A 17,118-nucleotide genomic window follows, 5' to 3' on the forward strand; every position below is an offset into this window, starting at 1 on the left:
TAGGCTGCTCGCAGAGTTAAACGGGTCAACATCTTCATCGTTAATCCTTGGCTACGCCGTCTTCGATCGCCGACGAACAAGCCGCGCTTTCCCGGTCCTCCACGATCGCGAAGCCCCAACCGGGCAGGCGCAGCAGCTGACCGTGCCGGATGTCGTCGCCCGACAGCAGCTCGCGTCCGTCGCGATAACCGTATTCGAACGATACGGACTCGTCCGAATAATTCAGGAAATAACGCACCCGGCAGCCCGCGCGGTTGATCCCGGATTTCACGATCAGCGGGAACGCCAATTTTTGATCCTGTCCCCATAGTCCGGCTTCGCGCAGCACTTGTTCGAACAAGCCGAGCAGCAGCTTCTCCTCCGGCATGAATCCGATATACGTCGCGGTTCCTTTGCCAAAGACATTGCGCGTAATCGCGGCATACTCGTTCCACTGCGGATGGTCGTAACGCGCCAGCACCTCCGCCGTCGTCGGCGTGAGCAGTTCCATCCACGTCTCCACGCTGCCCGCTTCTTCGCTAATCGAGGAGAAGTCGTTGGTTACCTGAATACGGACGTCTTTCGGCTCGATAAACAGCTGATAATTCACGCCGCAAGCGCGCTCGATGAGTCCGGGCTGCGCGCTTGTTCGCACCTGCACGTCGTCGTTCGTAAATCCGCTTTTGAACGTGTAGACGATATGCCCGCCTTTTTCCGTATAGTCGTTCAGCTTCTCCAGCAGTTCGTCCGGCGCGCTGTACAGAGCTGGCACGACGATCAGGTCGTATTCCGCAAGCACCTTCGCGTCCGTCTCGGGATGAACAAAGTCGCAGCCGACATTCAGCTTGTACAGCGTATCGTAGCAGCGGCGAACGAGATCGTTGTAATTCACTCCGCCCGGCAAAGGGAACCAGTCGATCGAACTGAGCGCTTCGTTGCTGACCAGCATTGCGACGCGGTTGATTTTGCGCATGCCGGACAACGATTCGCTCAGGCGCGCAAAGTCGGCTCCGATCGTTTTCGCTTCATTATAGATCGGGTTCGGCTGCAGATCGTGGCTGAGCAGTCCTTTCCAATACGTCTCGAACGAGTTGTGAATCGAATGCCAGTGCCAGTATGCGACCATGCTCGCTCCCGATGCCAGATGACTGAACGCGAGCAATCGAAGCTGGCCCGGATACGGCGTCCAATGCGGGAAAGCCTGCGCCTGCGTTTCCAACACCAAGTAATTGGACTGCTTGAGCGAACGCGTCATATCCCCGCCGAACGAGATTTCCGCGCCCGTCAGCTCGCCCTGCGACGGATGGTAGATGTCGACGCCCGCAATATCGAGGCATTCGGCCGCTTTAAAGTGATCCACGTCGCGCTGCACGCCGTACGAATGGCCGCGCCATTCGAAGTCGAAGTTATGCGTGACGAACTGACCCGGCTTTTTGTATTCGTTGACGATCCCTGCCTGCCACGCCAGAAAATCGGTCACGAGCTGCCGCTGGAAACGGGCAAATTCCGCACCCAGGCTGCCGTTGATCGTGCCCAGCACCGAGGGGAAATCTTCCCATGCTTCAATTCGGTTGCTCCAATACGTCAGCCCGAAGCGCCGGTTCAATTCGTTCAGATCGTTGCCGAACTTTGCCCGCATCGCCTTCACGAATTGCAGTTGCACGTTCGGCCCCGCCGTTCCGTAATGCTTCGTCTCGTTGTCGATCTGATAGCCGATCACCGCCGGATGCGCGCAGGTACGGCTAATCAACTTTCGAATGATGCGTTCCGCGTAGAACAGGTACACCGGACTTGTAATATCCATGATCTGACGGGCGCCGTACTTGCCGGGACCGTCCTTCGTAACCGCCAATATTTCCGGATGCTCGCGTACCATCCAAGGCGGAATCGCGTACGTCGGCGTACCGATAATCACGTCAATGCCTGCTTTGTGCATGGCGTCCAGTACCCGATCCACCGACTTGAAGTCGAACACGCCGTTTTGCGGTTCATGCGTGCTCCAGGTCGATTCCGCGATGCGGACGACCGTGATGCCCGCCGCTTTCATCATTTCGATGTCTTTGTCCAGCCGCTCGTAGGGCATGTATTCATCGTAATAAGCGACTCCGTAATGCAGACGTTCCATAAGCGTTATCCGTCCTTTCTTCTTGCGGGACTGAAGGCTGGCGGCAATCGATGTTTTTCTTTTACTTCGGCTGCTCCCTTGCGGCTTGACCGCATCGCGATCCGGCAAACCGTCCGCCTTGTCCGTAATCCTTTCGAGACGCGCCGCCGGATGTCCTGCAAGCGCTTCAGTTTCTTCGCGGCGATCCGTTTCCTTTTTTCCGAAAAAAGCTGTCCGTTCTGGGTTACGTCGCTTAGCCTTTCACCGCGCCTTCGGTAATCCCTTCCATGATAAACCGCTGGCAAAATGCGTAGATGATAACCACCGGAATCGCGGTCAGCACCAGTGCGGCGAGGATCAGCGACCATTCCTTGTTATACTCCCCGAACAGCATGTTGGTGGACAAGATCAGCGTATAGCGGTCGACGTTGGTCAGCATCAAGAGCGGCAGCAGGAAATCGTTCCATACCCACAGGAAGTCGAGAATGCCGATCGTTACCGTGATGGGCAGCAGCAGCGGGAAAATGATCCGGAAATACGTCTGGAATTCGCCGCAGCCGTCCATTTGCGCCGACTCTTCCAATTCGCGCGGGACGGACTTCACGAACCCGTGATACAGGAAGATCGCCATATTGACGCCGAGTCCGATATAGATGATGCCGAGTCCCCATGTGCTGCCTTGCAGGCCCAACGTTTTGGCGACACGGGTCAGCGAGATCATGATCGAGTGGAACGGAACGAGCATCGACGACACGAACATGATGAAAATAAACCCGCTCAAGCGCCCCGGCGTGCGAGACAGTTTGTACCCCGCCAGCCCTGCCGTGAAAATGATACCGCCGATTGCGACCAACGACACGATGATTGAATTGAGCGTACTGCCGAGCAGATTGATCTGGTGGAACGCTTGGCTGTAATTTTCGAAATGGAATTCCGTCGGCAGCGCCATGACCGATTCGAACATTTGCCCCTGCGTTTTGACCGAGTTGACGAGCGCCATATAAACGGGAAACATGGTGACGGCGGCGCAGACGGTCAGCAGGGTGTTGATGAGCACATTGGAAAGTCTGCGGCTCATGCCTCCACCTCCCGTTTTTTCGTGATGCTAACCTGGATCAAAGTCAAAATGAGTACCATTGCGAACAAAATAATCGACTTTGCGCTGGCGTAACCGTACCGGAAGTTGTTGGAGAATGCTTCTTCGTAAATGTTCATCGTCACTACCTGCGTGCTGCGTCCCGGTCCGCCTCCGGTCAGGCCGTACACGACTTCGAACACTTTGAACGAGCTGTTGAGCGTGAGGAACAAACAGATGGTAATCGCGGGCGTGATCATCGGCAGCGTCACGCTGCGGAATCGCTGCCACGCGTTCGCCCCGTCGATTACCGCCGCTTCTTTCAGCGATTGCGGCACGCCTTGCAGACCGGCCAGGTAGATGATCATCATATAGCCGACCCCGTTCCAGAGCGAGACGATCAGGATCGAGTAAAAGGAGAAATTCGGATCGCCGATCCATGACTGGTTGAGGAACGTGAACACGGTCTTTTCCGCGATCTGCGGCAGCACCTGCGAGAAGATAAACGTCCACATAAACGCGCTGATGATGACGCTGATCATGTTCGGCATGAAGAACAGCGTGCGGAACAGCCCTTTGGAGCGGGTCCGCGATTCGATCAGTACCGCCAGGAACAGCGCCAGCACGTTTTGCAGCACGACCATGACGACGACGTATTTCAGCGTAAACAGCAGCGAATTGACGAAGTCCGGGTCGTCTTTGAACACTTCGACGAAGTTCGCGAAGCCGATCAGGTCGTAATCCCGGTTCAGCCCGTTCCAGTCGGTGAAACTGTAATAGAAAGCGCCGAGCATCGGAATGAGCAAAAACGCGATATAAAAAATCAACGCCGGAGCCGTGAACGCGAGCAGCGACGCATATTTGTTACGCGAGGACAAAACACTCACCTCATTTTCTGTTGGGGTAGGCTTCAGACGCATGAAGCTAACAAGAAGATCCTATTCGGGAGGGGAAGCTGGGGGCGCTGCGGGAGAAATTCGTTCAGGACGCTGTCTCACCCGGAAAATTGAATTGGATTTAAATAATGAGTTTTCCGGGTTCAAAGGCGTCCTTCACTGAATTTCTCCCTCCACTAACACTTCCCCCAATGGAACAGGATCTGCCTGCTTGCTTCAAAGTCTTCGGCCTTTGGGTTGTTGTAGTTTGGCTTCCGCTGCGTGCTTCTCAGCGGAAGAAAGTCTTTTGCTTTTGCTCTAACTTTCATTTTTAGCCTTCAATTGTATTGCCTTTCAACTTCCGCTACGCCAGAAGCTTTCCCGTGGAACACGATCTTCGATCTTTACTACCCTCTCCCCAGCCTTCAGCCGTAGGTTTTGTAGGGAAGGTACGGCCCAGGAAAAGGCAGAAGGCGGAGCGGGGGGGTGTTCAGTGCAGGAGCGTTAGCGTTCGCCTTTGAAATCGGGAAATCTCCATATTCAATCCATTCCAATTTCCCGATTTCAACACGCGACCGAAACGAACACCCCCCGCGCAGCCGCCCTAGCCTTCTCCACCCTGCCGAACCGTCTCTACAACGAAGGCGGCCGAAGCCGCCCTCCCTCTACTTTTTGTTGACCTTGTTATAGTCTTTCCAGGCTTTGTCCAGAGCGGTGACGAGGTCGTCTTGGGTCATTTGGCCGGCGAAGTAGCTTTGGAGGCCTTTGCCCACTTCGTCTTTGACGGATTGAGGAATGACCGGATCTTGATAAGATTTGCCTTCTTTGACGTAGGCCATAGCGTCCTCAACCCATGGGTACGTTTGGAATTCGTGGCTTTTGGCGACCGGATTGAATTTCAGGCTTTCATAGAACGCGCTGGAATCATTGTCGTCCAGGACGTAGTTGACGAAGTCGAGCGCGTATTCTTTGTTTTTGCTGGTTGGGGATACGGCCAGTGCGGTCGAGGTGCTCAGATCGATCATCGTCGCGTTCGCGTCGTCGTTGATCGGGAGAGCCGCTACGCCGAAATCGATATCCGGGTTGGATTTGAGAATGGTATCCGCGTACCACGGGCCTTGCAGCCACATCGCCGCTTTGCCGGTTGCGAAAGCTGCCGCGCCGTCGTCGGCACTGACTTCGAGCGCGCGATCCGTGCCGTTGGCGTTGACCAGATCAATGATGTCGAACATTTGCTTCATTTCGGAGAACGAGCCTTCGTCCTTGCCCATGCGTTCAATAAAATCTTTGTTGGTCGTGTTCACGATCGCGCCTACCGACAGCGGCAGGAACAATTGAGGAACCCACGCTTCGGAGTAAGACAGTTCGAACGGCTTGATGCCGGCAGTGTTCAGTTTATCTACGACCGCTTTCATCTCGGTCAGCGTGTTTGGCGGCGTCAGCCCCTGTTCTTTGAAAATGTCTTTGTTATACAGATAGCCCCAGGAGATCGTCTCCATTGGCACGGAAAGCACTTTGCCGTCGATCGTGACGGAAGGCTTCACGCTGTCGAGCAGCTTGTCCACGAACGGCTGGTCCGACAGGTCTTCCATATAACCCGCGCGATAGAAATCCGGTGCTTCGTTGACGGCATGCAGACTGTAAATGTCCGGCGCGTCGTTCGAAGCCATCCGCGTTTTGAGAATCTGCGGCGCGTTTTCGGCATTCGGCATTTCCAATTGAACTTTGATATCGACGTTTTTGTCCGCTTTTTCTTTGGCGACGAACTGGTCAATATACGTCTGATACTGCTCTTTGAAACGCGGCTGCGAGATAAAGAATTTCAACGTCACTTCCTTCGAACCCGAACCTTCTCCGCCGCTTGCCTGGCTGTCCGCTCCGCCTCCGCAACCGCTCAGCAATCCTGCCAGCAGCAGCGAAGCCATCGCTCCGCCCCAGATCTTTTTCATTATTCGTGACCCCCTCGGTCGTTTCTTAAAAGATTGGTTACGCTTACAAAAGTATTGTATCGCCATTTTGCAAACGCTTAATTGGACAGGATTGAGGGAAGCTTTTGGATTATATTGAACCTTTCGTCAGCTCGCCGGGAGCGATGCCGTACTGCTTTTTGAATACGCGGTAAAAGTAACCCACGTCCTCGTAGCCGCACATCTCGCTCGCCCGCCGGATCGGCACCCCTTCCAAAATCCAGGCTCTCGCCTTTTCCATGCGCACTTGCTGAATATAATCGGTCAGCGTCTGTCCGAACTCCTGACGGAACGTGCGGCTGAGATACTCTTTGGATACGAAAAAGCAGCGCGCCAAACCGTCCAACGACAACGCTTCCGCAAAATGCTCCGCTACGTAAGCTCGGACTTCATTCAGATCCAGACGGTCGCGGAACTTGCGCCGCCGAATCAACTGCTCCAACGATTCTTGGTACACGAGCGGGATCTCCGGCAGGGTTGGCTCCCCATCACTGTGCCGCCCCTCCCGGATCGGCTCCTCTTCCTGTCCGAAAGACTGACGAAGCTCATGCAGTCGCTGCATTAATTCCCGAGACAGTCGGCGTTCCGATGCACAATCCGCTGCGCCCGACTGCAACTTTTCCATATGCCCCCGTACAAGTTCCTCCAATACCCGATGCAAATCCTCCATACGCAGCTCGCCGTAATGGGCACGAATCAAAGGCTCCACTTCGCGCAGGCGCCGACGCGTATCATCGTCCAAAGCCGTCGCCGCAAGTTGCTGCTGCTCAAGCTCGATCAAGTCGTCCCGACACTTTTCCAGCGTGCGATTAAGTTCCGCCGGATCAACGGGCTTAAGCAGATAATCATTCGCCCGGTAGCGGATCGCCTGCTTCAGATAAGCAAAGTCGTCATAGCCGCTCACCACCACGACCTTCACCTGCGGGTAACGCTCGTTCAAGGTCTTCATCAGCCCAACGCCATCGACGCCGGGCATATTCATGTCGGTAATGACCAAGCGGATCGCCTCGGACTCCATTCGCTTCAGCGCCTCGCCTCCGTCTTCCGCTTCCGCCGCAATGCGAATGCCCAGTCGATCCCACTCGCCGAAGCGCCGAATGATCGCCCGGGTCGCCGCTTCATCGTCCACGATCATAGCCGGGATTACTCGTTGTTCACCTATTGTCGATTTTTCGCTCATGCTTCATTCCCCTCTCCGCCCGATACGGGCATTCGCAATACGATCGTCGTTCCGACGCCTTCTTCTCCGGATAATTGAATGCCGTAACGTTCGCCGAATCGTAACCGCAGCCGAGCCTCCACATTCGCCAGCCCGATATGCTCCCCGCTTCCGCTGACCCGCCCCGCTCCCTGATCAATATCCGCCCGAAGTTCTTTCCGGCGCTCGTCGCTCATCCCTTTTCCATGGTCCGTGATCGCGATCTCAAGGTCTTCGCCGACGCGCCGCACGACCACGTCCAACTGCCACGTCGCCTGCTCCGGGCCAAAAGCGTGCTGAAACGCATTTTCCGCAATCGGCTGTAGGATCAACTTCGGAACGAGCAATTCTTCAGTCCCCGCGCCGATGTCCAAATTCGTCGTGATTCGCCCCGGGTAGCGATGCTCCTGAATGAATAGATAGTTTTGCAAATGGCGCAGTTCTTCTCTCACTTCCACTAAGCCCGCCGGACCTCGCACCACGTAACGGAACATTTCACTGACGGCCCGGATCACGGCATACAACCGCTCCGGCGTTTCCGTGAAAGCCATTCCGCCGATCAACTGCAACGTGTTTTGCAAAAAATGCGGATTGATCTGAGCTTGCAGTGCCGCGAGTTGAGCCGTCTTCTTTTCAAGGTTCAGCGCGTATTCGGTATGAATATGTTCGCGAATCCGCTTCGACATCTTGTGCATGCGCAGCTCCAGCAATCCGATCTCGTCCGTTCTTCCGGTCAGCGGCGTCCCTTCCTTGATAAACGAGATATTTTGGATGGAACGGGCCAGCTTGATGATCGGAGCCGTCGTTTTCCAAGCCGCGAATGCCGAAGCCATCACCGCCAGCAGAACCGCAATCACGCCGACGATCGAGCCGTAACGGATCGTTCGCTCCGCGCTGAGATCCACGGCGGTACGCGGCACGACTTTAACGATGCGCAGTCCCCAGGCATCCAGCGTATCGTAGAACACGTAAGCGTCCGACGTCTGCGCATAACCGGAGCCTTCCGACGAACGAACCGTCTCCGCAGCGCCTCCTTCAACCGTTCCGGTCGGGCTGTACAGAATGTTGCCGCCGGCGTCGGTAATCAACAGCTCGCCGTCCGAATCCGGATTCAGCAGCTCGGTGATCCGATCCGTGAATCTCCAATTGATCCGCAGCGTCATATAACCCAGATTCTCCCGATCCTCGAACCTGCGCAGCGCGCGGACCAGTTCGAACGAATCCGGGTTGTCCGGGCTGCTTCGAATCAAGACATCCAGATCGTCGTTTTCCATCTTGCGATATTCCTCAGGCATCTCCGGCACGATCCGGCTCGTGACTTCCATCGTGCTGATCGTGAACAGCTTGCCGCCTTGAAGCAGGTATAATTCGATGTCCTGAAGCTGGGTATTTGCGGTGTAGTAGACGGAAAGCATCGTATCGGTGACGTCTTTTTGCAGGGGATACAGGGAGCCGGACGTCCCGTTTTCCAGTGCTTTCAAGTAACGATTCAAGCTGGGGCTGATAAAAAGGGTATAGGTCAACGTATTGAACTCGGAGAGCTGTTCGTCCAAATAACCGCCTGCCCATTTCACGGTCGCGAGGTTCGATTGGATCACCTCGTCCTCGACCGAACTACGCGTATTGTACGCCGCCAATTGCGTAACGGCAAAGACCGGAAGCACGCCGAGCGGAATAAGCAGCAGCATCAGCCGTAGGCGAAAGCTGCGGCGGAACGGGCGAAGAAGCCCGGAATAGAGCGCTTTCCAAAAATCCAAGATGCAAATCCTCCTTCTGCGCCGCTTCGCTTCCCTCGGCTTTACCGAGATTATAGCGCAAGCAAACGAGATTGCGGAGAGAAACATTTTCGCCGGCATATAGCGGATTAAAAAAATTTCATGTCGCGAAGTTTTACAAAACGTTGATCTTTGTTTATTTTTCTATAGAATCTTTTTCGCGCATTGGGCATAAAACGTTTAAACTGACACGCTTTGTTCAAATATTGGAGGATTCTTTTCACGAACGCCGAATATGGAATCTAACTGGAAAAAGCATTTTTTTACATCCGCTTAACAAATGAGCGGTATACTTAAAAGAGTTGACCGGGCGTGTCGGGTTCGAATTCTTTTCGGGATTTCGGGCGATTTCCCGGGATAAGAAAAAAATTTATGGGCGCAACTCGCGATCCATTACGTTCGTAAACGAATCAATACTTGTGCAAGCAATCTGTGGCGTACATGCGCCGTAATTTTGGAGGAATTATGGATAACCAAGCCGCTCACCGGGGTTCTTCCCCGTACTACATCAACCGTGACCTCAGTTGGATCGAATTCAATTATCGCGTACTTGAAGAAGCGCAACACCCGGATACGCCACTTCTGGAACGCGCCAAGTTTCTGGGCATCGTCTCGCGCAACCTGGACGAATTCATGAGCGTCCGAGTGGCGGGCATCCGCAACCAACTCAAAGCCGGCATCGTCAAAAAAGACTTTTCCGGTTATACGCCTCAGGTTCTCTACAAACGGCTCTCGAAGCGCATCGAAAAAATGGTCACTGCCGAGTATCGTACATATCGCGACCTGATTCGCTTGCTCGCGAAAGATAATCTCGTACTCAGCCATTACGACGATTTGACCGCAACTCAACAAAAGTCTGCCGACGATTACTTCCATAACGTCATCTTCCCGATCCTGACGCCGATGGCGGTCGATCTCAGTCGTCCGTTCCCGCTTGTGCATAGTCAGAACGTCTATCTGGCCGCCGTGCTGGAACGCGAAAACGCGACGTCCGACCTGCCTGACGACGAACGCTATTACTTCGCGATCGTGCAGATTCCTTCGATTCTGCCGCGCCTTATTCCCGTTGCAAGCCGCAGCCATAGCAAAAAGCAAGTCTACGTCCTGATCGACGAACTGATCTGCAATCATATCCAAACGTTGTTCAGCGGCTACAAGCCGGTAGCCGTGCATGCGTTCCGTCTGTCTCGGGATGCGGATCTGGAGATCAACGAAGAAGAAGCGGAAGACCTGCTCGAAGAGATCGAAAACAAACTGCGCAAGCGTCGCCGCGGCGCGCCTGTTCGTCTCGAAGTACAGAAAGACTTCCACCCTTACGCCCTGCAATTATTATTGGAAGAATTCGAAATCGACGATGCCGTCTACGAAATCGACGGTCCGATCGATCTCGGCTTCATGACGTCGTTCGCGGGCTCGATCAAAAATCGGGATGCGCTGCGTTACCCGACGGCACGCTCCGTGTACCCGCCGGAATTCGCGGACGGCGAGGATACCGATTTCTTCGCGACATTAAAAGAACGCGACGTGCTCTTGCACCATCCGTTCGAATCGTTTGACGCCGTGAGCGACTTTGTCGAGCAGGCCGCCGAAGACCCTAACGTCATGGCGATCAAGATGACGCTGTATCGGGTCAGCAGCAAATCGCCGATCATTCGCTCGCTCGCCGAAGCGGCCGAAGCAGGCAAACAGGTCACCGTCGTCGTCGAGCTGAAAGCCCGGTTTGACGAAGAACGCAACATCACCTGGGCTCGCGAACTGGAAAAGGCCGGTTGCCACGTCGTATACGGTCTGGTCGGGCTGAAGACGCACGCCAAAGCGATTCTCGTCGTTCGGCGCGAAGAAGACGGCTTGCGCCGTTACGTCCATGTCGGCACGGGTAACTACAACGACACGACCGCGCGCCTGTATACGGACGTGGGCCTGATGACGTCCAATGCTTCGATCGGCGAGGACGCGTCCGAACTGTTCAATCATATTACCGGCTACTCGCGCCACCCGGATTGGCAGGAAATTTCGGTCGCCCCGGATACGATGATGGGCACGTTCGTGACCAATATTCGCCGCGAAGCCGATCATGCGAAGGCAGGCCGCCCTTCCCGGATCATCGCCAAGTTCAACTCGCTCTCCAATCAACAGATCATCGACGAACTATACGAAGCCTCGAAGGCGGGCGTTAAAATCGACCTGATCGTGCGCGGCGTCTGCTGCTTGCGCCCAGGCGTTGAAGGATTGAGCGAAAATATTACGGTGCGCAGCATCGTCGACCGTTATCTGGAACACTCGCGGATCTTCTACTTCGAAAACGGCGGCGGCGAAGATTCCGAAATCTTCCTGGCCAGCGCCGACTGGATGACCCGCAACTTGACGCGCCGCGTCGAGCTGATGTGCCCGATCCGCGATGCCGGTTGCAAAGATACGCTGCTTAACATCGTCAAGCTGTACTTGAAGGATAATGTGAAGGCTCGCATTTTGACTTCAAGAGGCAGCTACGAACCGTTCGAAAACGGCGAAGAAGACTTCCGCAGCCAATTCCGCGCCGAAGACATTCGGACATGGAAGTCCACGCTGGTGTAGACAAATGGCAGTGTAGGCAAAGGGGCATCGGCCGGGGTTGACCTTTTGCGAGATTCGATGATAATGCGAATCGCGCGGAAACTTGAATCCGGTTCGATTGTAGATTGGATCGCGGACTCGCTTACGAGTCTTACTTTACAAATGTTGATTATAAAAAAAATCGGCTGCCCGTCATTGACGACGGGCAGCCGATTTTTGGTTTGCGGTTTACTTTTTGCTCATTAATGATTGACCATCAAGCAGCATCATTTTTAAATTCGTGCAAAACGTCAACATTTTCGGCCATATCGGATCTTTTTATGCTCGAATTCTGACTAAACGTCAACATTTCTGCCGGATTCTCGCTAAAATCGCCAATTGATTGCTAATTTGTTGACGTTACGTCAGAATTTTCGAGAAAAGAGCAATTCAGACCGAAAAATGTGTGCAAAACGTCAACATTCGGGCAAAATACGTTCAACTTCGCCAATAATTAGTACTTTAACCGCATCAAATCCAAGGTTTCCGATGGACGCAACCTAACATCGTGAGCAGTCATGGTACTAGCTTGTTGACTCGATTGCTCGATTGCTCTGCCACTATAACGCTTTATTTCCGATTTGACGCAATACCTACTGCCGAAATTTCACCTGACGAACCTCTTTTATTTGCCCGCCGACCGAATCTTCAATTCGATCCGCACGTTCCATTCTTTCTCGAATTCCTTCGACGCCAGCTTCAAATCGCGGATTTCCATGAAGGCTTCCGTACGGCAGGTCAGCTCCATCTCGAAATGATCCCCGCTTCGCTTGGCCTTCAGATCGGTGACGGCCTGCGTCTCGCTGGAATCCAGCGCAGCCGCCATCTGAAGCACGGCGCCCAGGCGGCGGGTGCGCTCCTCGTCTTTGGGAAGCAAGATGTCCTTATAAGTTTGCGCCGTGGCGCTTTTACGCCATTTGAACTTCGCGGCCAGTCCCGCAATCAATGCAGTCAGAATAATCTCGCGATGCGTCAAACCGGCCAGCGGGCGCTTGGTCAGCAAATACTGCGTATGTTCTTCATAATCGATATAGCTGATCTCGGTTCCGGTCTGGTAGGTCCAAGCCGCTACGCGAAGCAGCTTGCGATTCCATTCGTTTTCCCCGCCTTCGCTAAGCGCTTCGTACAGGATACGCGCAAAACGTTCCGTCTGCCGAAGATGGAGCTGGCGCGGCTTCGGTGCATTCGCAAGCAAAGCACGCAACTCGAACTCAAGCACGTTCTCATGCACGGCCTGTTCGGGACGCAACAGCTCGAAGAACAAGCCTTCGCGCAAACCCGTTGCGCTGACGACATAACGCGCGGCCTTCATATGCCGGAACAGCGTACGCAGAATGATCATGCCCGGCACGATAATATCGACCCGGCTTTTGGACAAGCCCGGAACCCGTTTGCGGCGGTTATTATCCATCCCCGGCAGCGAATGATAGAAGTAATCCACATCCTCGCCCTGCATCACGTAATTATGCGTGTAAGGCAGCGAATAATTGCGGCGCCGCTGATCCATTTTACCGAGTCCGCGAATCGTTCCGCCCAGGCCTACCAGATCCAGCCCCGGATGCTCGGACATCCACGGATGCTTCTGAGCTTCGGCGAGCACGAAGTTCTCCAACTCGCTGACGCGTTCTTCCGTCCAATTTCCGCTTCCGCCGAAACGCACGTTCATGTTAACCGCGCCAAACGGGAAAGAAAAGCTCGACACGCGCCGACGTTCTTTGAATAACGTAATCTCGGTACTGCCGCCGCCGATATCGATAATAAATCCTTCGGCGATATCGATCTTGTTCACGACGCCGATAAATCCGTAATGGCCTTCCATTTCGCCGGGCAGCAACTCGATATCCAATCCGGTCTCCCTATTCAAAATCTCGATAATCTGGCCGGAGTTTGACGCATTTCGGATTGCGGCCGTCGCGACTGCACGGATTTGGGTCGCGCCGTAGGCTTCGCAAATTTCAATAAACTGTCGCAGCACAGGCACGACGGAATGAATGGCGGGAGAGGGCATAATGCCGTCCGCCGTCACAAGCGCACTGAGACGGGCCGCTTCCCGCGACTCGGTCAGCACGCGGTACGAGCCGCCGCTATCGCTCTCGTAAACGACGAGCCGGATCGAGTTGGAACCGATATCGATAATGCCGGCCCGAAGGCTTGTTTGCACCGCCTCGGGGCGGGTCGTTTCAGGTAGGGTAGTCATAGAATGGACAGCTCCTTGTCCCCGGCACCCGTACACGGATTGCCGGACAATAATTAATGCCGGTTTATTTACCTTTTCATTAGCCTTAACCTTAGCAAACCAAACAGGACGGCGCAATGCGCACCGCCCTTGTTTTTTTACATTGCTTTTACTTTTCTTTGCTACGCATGCGCCGAATTCGGCCTTCAAAGTCCCGACTCTACCCGACGCTGCATCAATAACCGTACCGCACGGTCCGGATGGTCGGTAATAATCCCCGCCGTCCCCATCTCGATCAAGGCCTTCAAACGCGCTTCGTCATTGACGGTAAACGGATGATAATCAACGCCCGCTTCCAGCGCTTCCCGTACCCAATCCGCCGTAACCGCAGGGTCATACGCATGCAGCGCATCGGCGCCAAGCGTCTTCGCGTAATCCCACGGCCGATATAATCCTTCCATATATAACACGCCCGTACGGATCTCCGGCGCCAACTTTTTGCACAAAGCGAGCGAATAATGATTGAAGCTAGAAATGATCGCCCGACTCTCCAACCCGTACTTCCGGACCGCCTGAACCACTTTCTCTTCCAGGCCCGGATAAGCGCGAATCGTATTTTTAAGCTCAATATTCAAAACGATTCCCATATCCTTCCCCAATTGTAACAACTCGGTCAAATGCGGAATCGGCTCGCCCATAAACTCGGGATGATACCAGCTTCCGGCGTCGAGACTGCGAAGCTCCGCGTATGTCTTATCGCCTACCCAGCCCGATGCGCCGGCCGTGCGGGACAGCGTCTCGTCGTGAATCAGCACCGGCTCTCCGTCGGCGCTAAGCTGCACATCCGTCTCAATTCCCGTTGCCCCAAGCTCTACCGCCCGTCGAAAAGCTGCCATCGTGTTTTCGGGGCGCGTCCCCGAAGCCCCACGATGCGCAAAAATGATCGGCGCGCCAGGCTTTCCTGCCGCCGAACGCGGCTTTGTTTCAAACGTATCCGTACTGCGAATCAATTCGTTCATGAATATCGCCTCTTCTCCCGATCGGCCTTCGGCCGCTCTTGTATAGTCTGTTCCTCTTTCCCATTAGTATACCCATTCTTCGTAAATCCCATGTTAAACGAACGAATTTACCGTAAAATGGATTTTTTACACAACAGGGGGTTTTTATTTAACAAAGTATTGGTAGGCTTAACGTGCTTGGCCGGGAAAGACACATGCAACCCGGCATTCGGTATTCCAGGCATACATAAGGAGGCTCGGCCCTACGCATGGAAAACATGGACAAGACCGCTTCGGTTTCGCTCGATAAAAAGCGCAAAGCAGCAGGCGCAAGCGTCAGCGGCGATCCTTCGCGCGCGGCCCATTTAGGCCGATTTCGCGAAGCCGCGCTGGCCGCGCTTTTCATTGCGCCGGCATTGCTGTTGTTCGGCATTTTTCTGTTCTATCCCTTAGTTCAATCCGTCTACCTGAGCCTGCATTCGACGAATCCTCGCGGACAGGTCGCAAACTTTGTAGGTCTGACCAATTTTCGCAATCTTTTCGCTTCACCGGGATTTCCGAACAGCCTCATCGTGACGTTGAAGTTCATTCTGTTCACGGTTCCGGCCAGTCTGGCGCTCGCGCTCGCCTTTGCCGCCGTCTGCCGCAGCAAAATCCGGGGCATGCGCATCTTTCGTTTCGTGTTCGCGCTGCCGATCGCCGTATCCGTCAGCACGGGCTCGATCATGTGGATGGTTCTTTTTCACCCGACGCTCGGAAGCCTGAATTATTTTCTCGGTAAAATGGGGCTCGCTCCCGTCCAGTGGCTGACCGACCCCAATATGGCGCTGCTGTCGATCTCCCTCATGACCGTCTGGATGAACGTCGGTTTCCTGTTCATCCTGCTGCTCGGCGGGATGCAGGGAATTCCGGAAGAAATCTACGAGAGCGCCAAGATCGACGGCTCCGGCCCGCTGCGCACCTTCTGGACGCTGACCCTGCCGCTCGTCTCTCCGACCTTGTTCTTCGCCTCTGTTACATCGGTCATCGGAGCGTTCCAAGCCTTCGGACAGATCAACATTCTGACCAAAGGCGGCCCCGTGAACAGTACCGACGTGCTTGTCTTCAGTCTCTATGAAGACGCCTTCGTCAACTTCCGCTTCGGAGTCGGCAGCGCTCAAGCGCTTGTGCTGTTCGCAATCGTGCTGCTCATTACCGTCATTCAATTCGCGTTCGCCGAAAGGAAGGTGCATTACCAGTGAAACGACTCTCCGTATCCCGTACACTGGCTTACCTGCTATCGGCCATTGCGGCGGTATTCATCCTGTTTCCGTTTTGGATTACGCTATCCAATGCTTTTATGACCGAAGCCGAATCGGCCGCCTATCCCCCGAAGCTTTGGCCGACCGGACTGCATTTGGACAATTTCTCCGGCGTGTTGGCTTCGATTCCGATCGTGCAGTTTATTTTGAACAGCTTTATCGTCAGCAGCGTGATTACGATCGGCTGTCTGGCGACGTCTTGCATGGCCGCTTACGCGTTCGCGTTTCTTCGTTTTCCCGGCAAAAAAATCATCTTCGCGCTGTTCCTGTCCACGATGATGATTCCTTGGGAAGTCGCGGTGATTCCGAACTACTTGACCGTGCGCAGTTGGGGCTGGCTCGACAGTTACGCGGGATTGACCGTTCCGTTTCTTGCGACCGCGTTCGGCGTGTTCCTGATGCGGCAGTTCTTCCTCCAGCTTCCGAAAGAACTGATGGAAGCGGCGCGGATCGACGGCTGCGGACATATTCGCATCTTCCTGCGCTTGGCCGTTCCGTTATCGATGCCGGGACTGGCTACGCTCGGCGTGTATTCGTTCCTGAATCATTGGAATATGTATCTGTGGCCTCTGCTGGTCACCAGTAGCGAAAAGATGCGCACCGTGCAGATCGGGGTCAGCATGCTTCAGTTCTCGGAAATGACAGCTTGGAACCTGGTGATGGCGGGTCTCGTGCTGGTGCTGCTGCCTTCGCTCATCATGCTGGCGCTCGGTCTGGGTCGATTGGTCGGCGGGCTGACGGCGGGTGCTTTAAAAGGATAGAGATTTCTAAAAAATCAGACGCTGAACGGATATAGGGTTCGTTCTCTCGGATCGCCGTTTCCGCTTTGCTCACGAACGCGAAGATTCATTCCGGCCAACTGCCCATAGCGACTCGTGACAAAAGCGGAGACGGCGAACAGCTGTCCAAACCCCGACCCGGCCCCCGCCGGGTCCCTCTCAGACTTGAACGCGCCGCTCATCGCGGTGCAACCGAAACGGTCCGCGCCGTGCCATCGGCGAAGCGCGGTTCTCGTGGAATCCGGCACCGCCTCTGCCTCCCCCTACCTTGTGCGGAGTGCCCCGGATCTCCATATAAC

At 54.6% G+C, this 17,118-nt stretch carries 12 protein-coding genes; 3 read left to right on the top strand and 9 right to left on the bottom strand.

Annotated elements, in window-relative coordinates; genetic code table 11:
• Positions 1-40 precede the first annotated feature (40 nt).
• The 6 genes from SACSAC_RS06580 to SACSAC_RS06605 form a co-directional block, all read right to left on the bottom strand.
• Entirely contained in the window at positions 41-2,104 is a 2,064-nt protein-coding gene (locus tag SACSAC_RS06580; protein ID WP_037292217.1) for a beta-galactosidase, read from the bottom strand.
• Positions 2,105-2,336: 232 nt separating this feature from the next.
• Positions 2,337-3,161, bottom strand: coding sequence for a carbohydrate ABC transporter permease (locus SACSAC_RS06585; RefSeq protein WP_037284785.1), 825 nt, complete (start codon positions 3,159-3,161; stop codon positions 2,337-2,339).
• Positions 3,158-4,036, bottom strand: a complete 879-nt coding sequence (locus SACSAC_RS06590) for a carbohydrate ABC transporter permease (protein ID WP_037284786.1) — start codon at positions 4,034-4,036, stop codon at positions 3,158-3,160. The genes SACSAC_RS06585 and SACSAC_RS06590 overlap by 4 nt, the downstream gene beginning before the upstream one ends.
• Before the next feature lie 662 nt (positions 4,037-4,698).
• On the bottom strand, positions 4,699-5,982 hold the full coding sequence (locus SACSAC_RS06595; protein ID WP_037284788.1) for an ABC transporter substrate-binding protein: 1,284 nt from the start codon (positions 5,980-5,982) through the stop codon (positions 4,699-4,701).
• 109 nt (positions 5,983-6,091) lie between these two features.
• Positions 6,092-7,180 carry a response regulator gene (locus tag SACSAC_RS06600; protein WP_037284790.1) on the bottom strand — a complete coding sequence of 363 codons (1,089 nt, stop codon included), beginning with the start codon at positions 7,178-7,180 and terminating at the stop codon, positions 6,092-6,094.
• Positions 7,177-8,955, bottom strand: coding sequence for a sensor histidine kinase (locus SACSAC_RS06605; RefSeq protein ID WP_051506921.1), 1,779 nt, complete (start codon positions 8,953-8,955; stop codon positions 7,177-7,179). Before SACSAC_RS06605 ends, SACSAC_RS06600 begins: the two co-directional genes overlap by 4 nt.
• Positions 8,956-9,438: 483 nt before the next feature.
• Here SACSAC_RS06605 and ppk1 point away from each other — a divergent pair, with 483 nt between their 5' ends.
• On the top strand, positions 9,439-11,547 hold the full coding sequence (gene ppk1 / locus SACSAC_RS06610; RefSeq protein ID WP_037284792.1) for a polyphosphate kinase 1: 2,109 nt from the start codon (positions 9,439-9,441) through the stop codon (positions 11,545-11,547).
• A gap of 643 nt (positions 11,548-12,190) precedes the next feature.
• Here the strand turns inward: ppk1 and SACSAC_RS06615 are convergent.
• The gene (locus tag SACSAC_RS06615) at positions 12,191-13,762 is read right to left on the bottom strand and encodes a Ppx/GppA phosphatase family protein (protein WP_051506922.1); all 1,572 of its coding nucleotides are present in this window, start codon (positions 13,760-13,762) and stop codon (positions 12,191-12,193) included.
• Positions 13,763-13,947: 185 nt separating this feature from the next.
• On the bottom strand, positions 13,948-14,760 hold the full coding sequence (locus tag SACSAC_RS06620; RefSeq protein ID WP_084777944.1) for a glycerophosphodiester phosphodiesterase: 813 nt from the start codon (positions 14,758-14,760) through the stop codon (positions 13,948-13,950).
• Between the two features lie 248 nt (positions 14,761-15,008).
• Between SACSAC_RS06620 and SACSAC_RS06625 the strand changes: the two genes are divergently transcribed.
• Positions 15,009-15,980 carry a carbohydrate ABC transporter permease gene (locus SACSAC_RS06625; protein ID WP_037284794.1) on the top strand — a complete coding sequence of 324 codons (972 nt, stop codon included), beginning with the start codon at positions 15,009-15,011 and terminating at the stop codon, positions 15,978-15,980.
• Positions 15,977-16,801, top strand: a complete 825-nt coding sequence (locus tag SACSAC_RS06630; protein ID WP_037284796.1) for a carbohydrate ABC transporter permease — start codon at positions 15,977-15,979, stop codon at positions 16,799-16,801. Before SACSAC_RS06625 ends, SACSAC_RS06630 begins: the two co-directional genes overlap by 4 nt.
• A gap of 14 nt (positions 16,802-16,815) precedes the next feature.
• Here SACSAC_RS06630 and SACSAC_RS06635 read toward each other — a convergent pair whose 3' ends face one another.
• Positions 16,816-17,067 carry a hypothetical protein gene (locus tag SACSAC_RS06635; RefSeq protein WP_037284798.1) on the bottom strand — a complete coding sequence of 84 codons (252 nt, stop codon included), beginning with the start codon at positions 17,065-17,067 and terminating at the stop codon, positions 16,816-16,818.
• Positions 17,068-17,118: the final 51 nt, after the last annotated feature.

The organism is Saccharibacillus sacchari DSM 19268, assembly GCF_000585395.1.
Lineage (GTDB): Bacteria > Bacillota > Bacilli > Paenibacillales > Paenibacillaceae > Saccharibacillus > Saccharibacillus sacchari.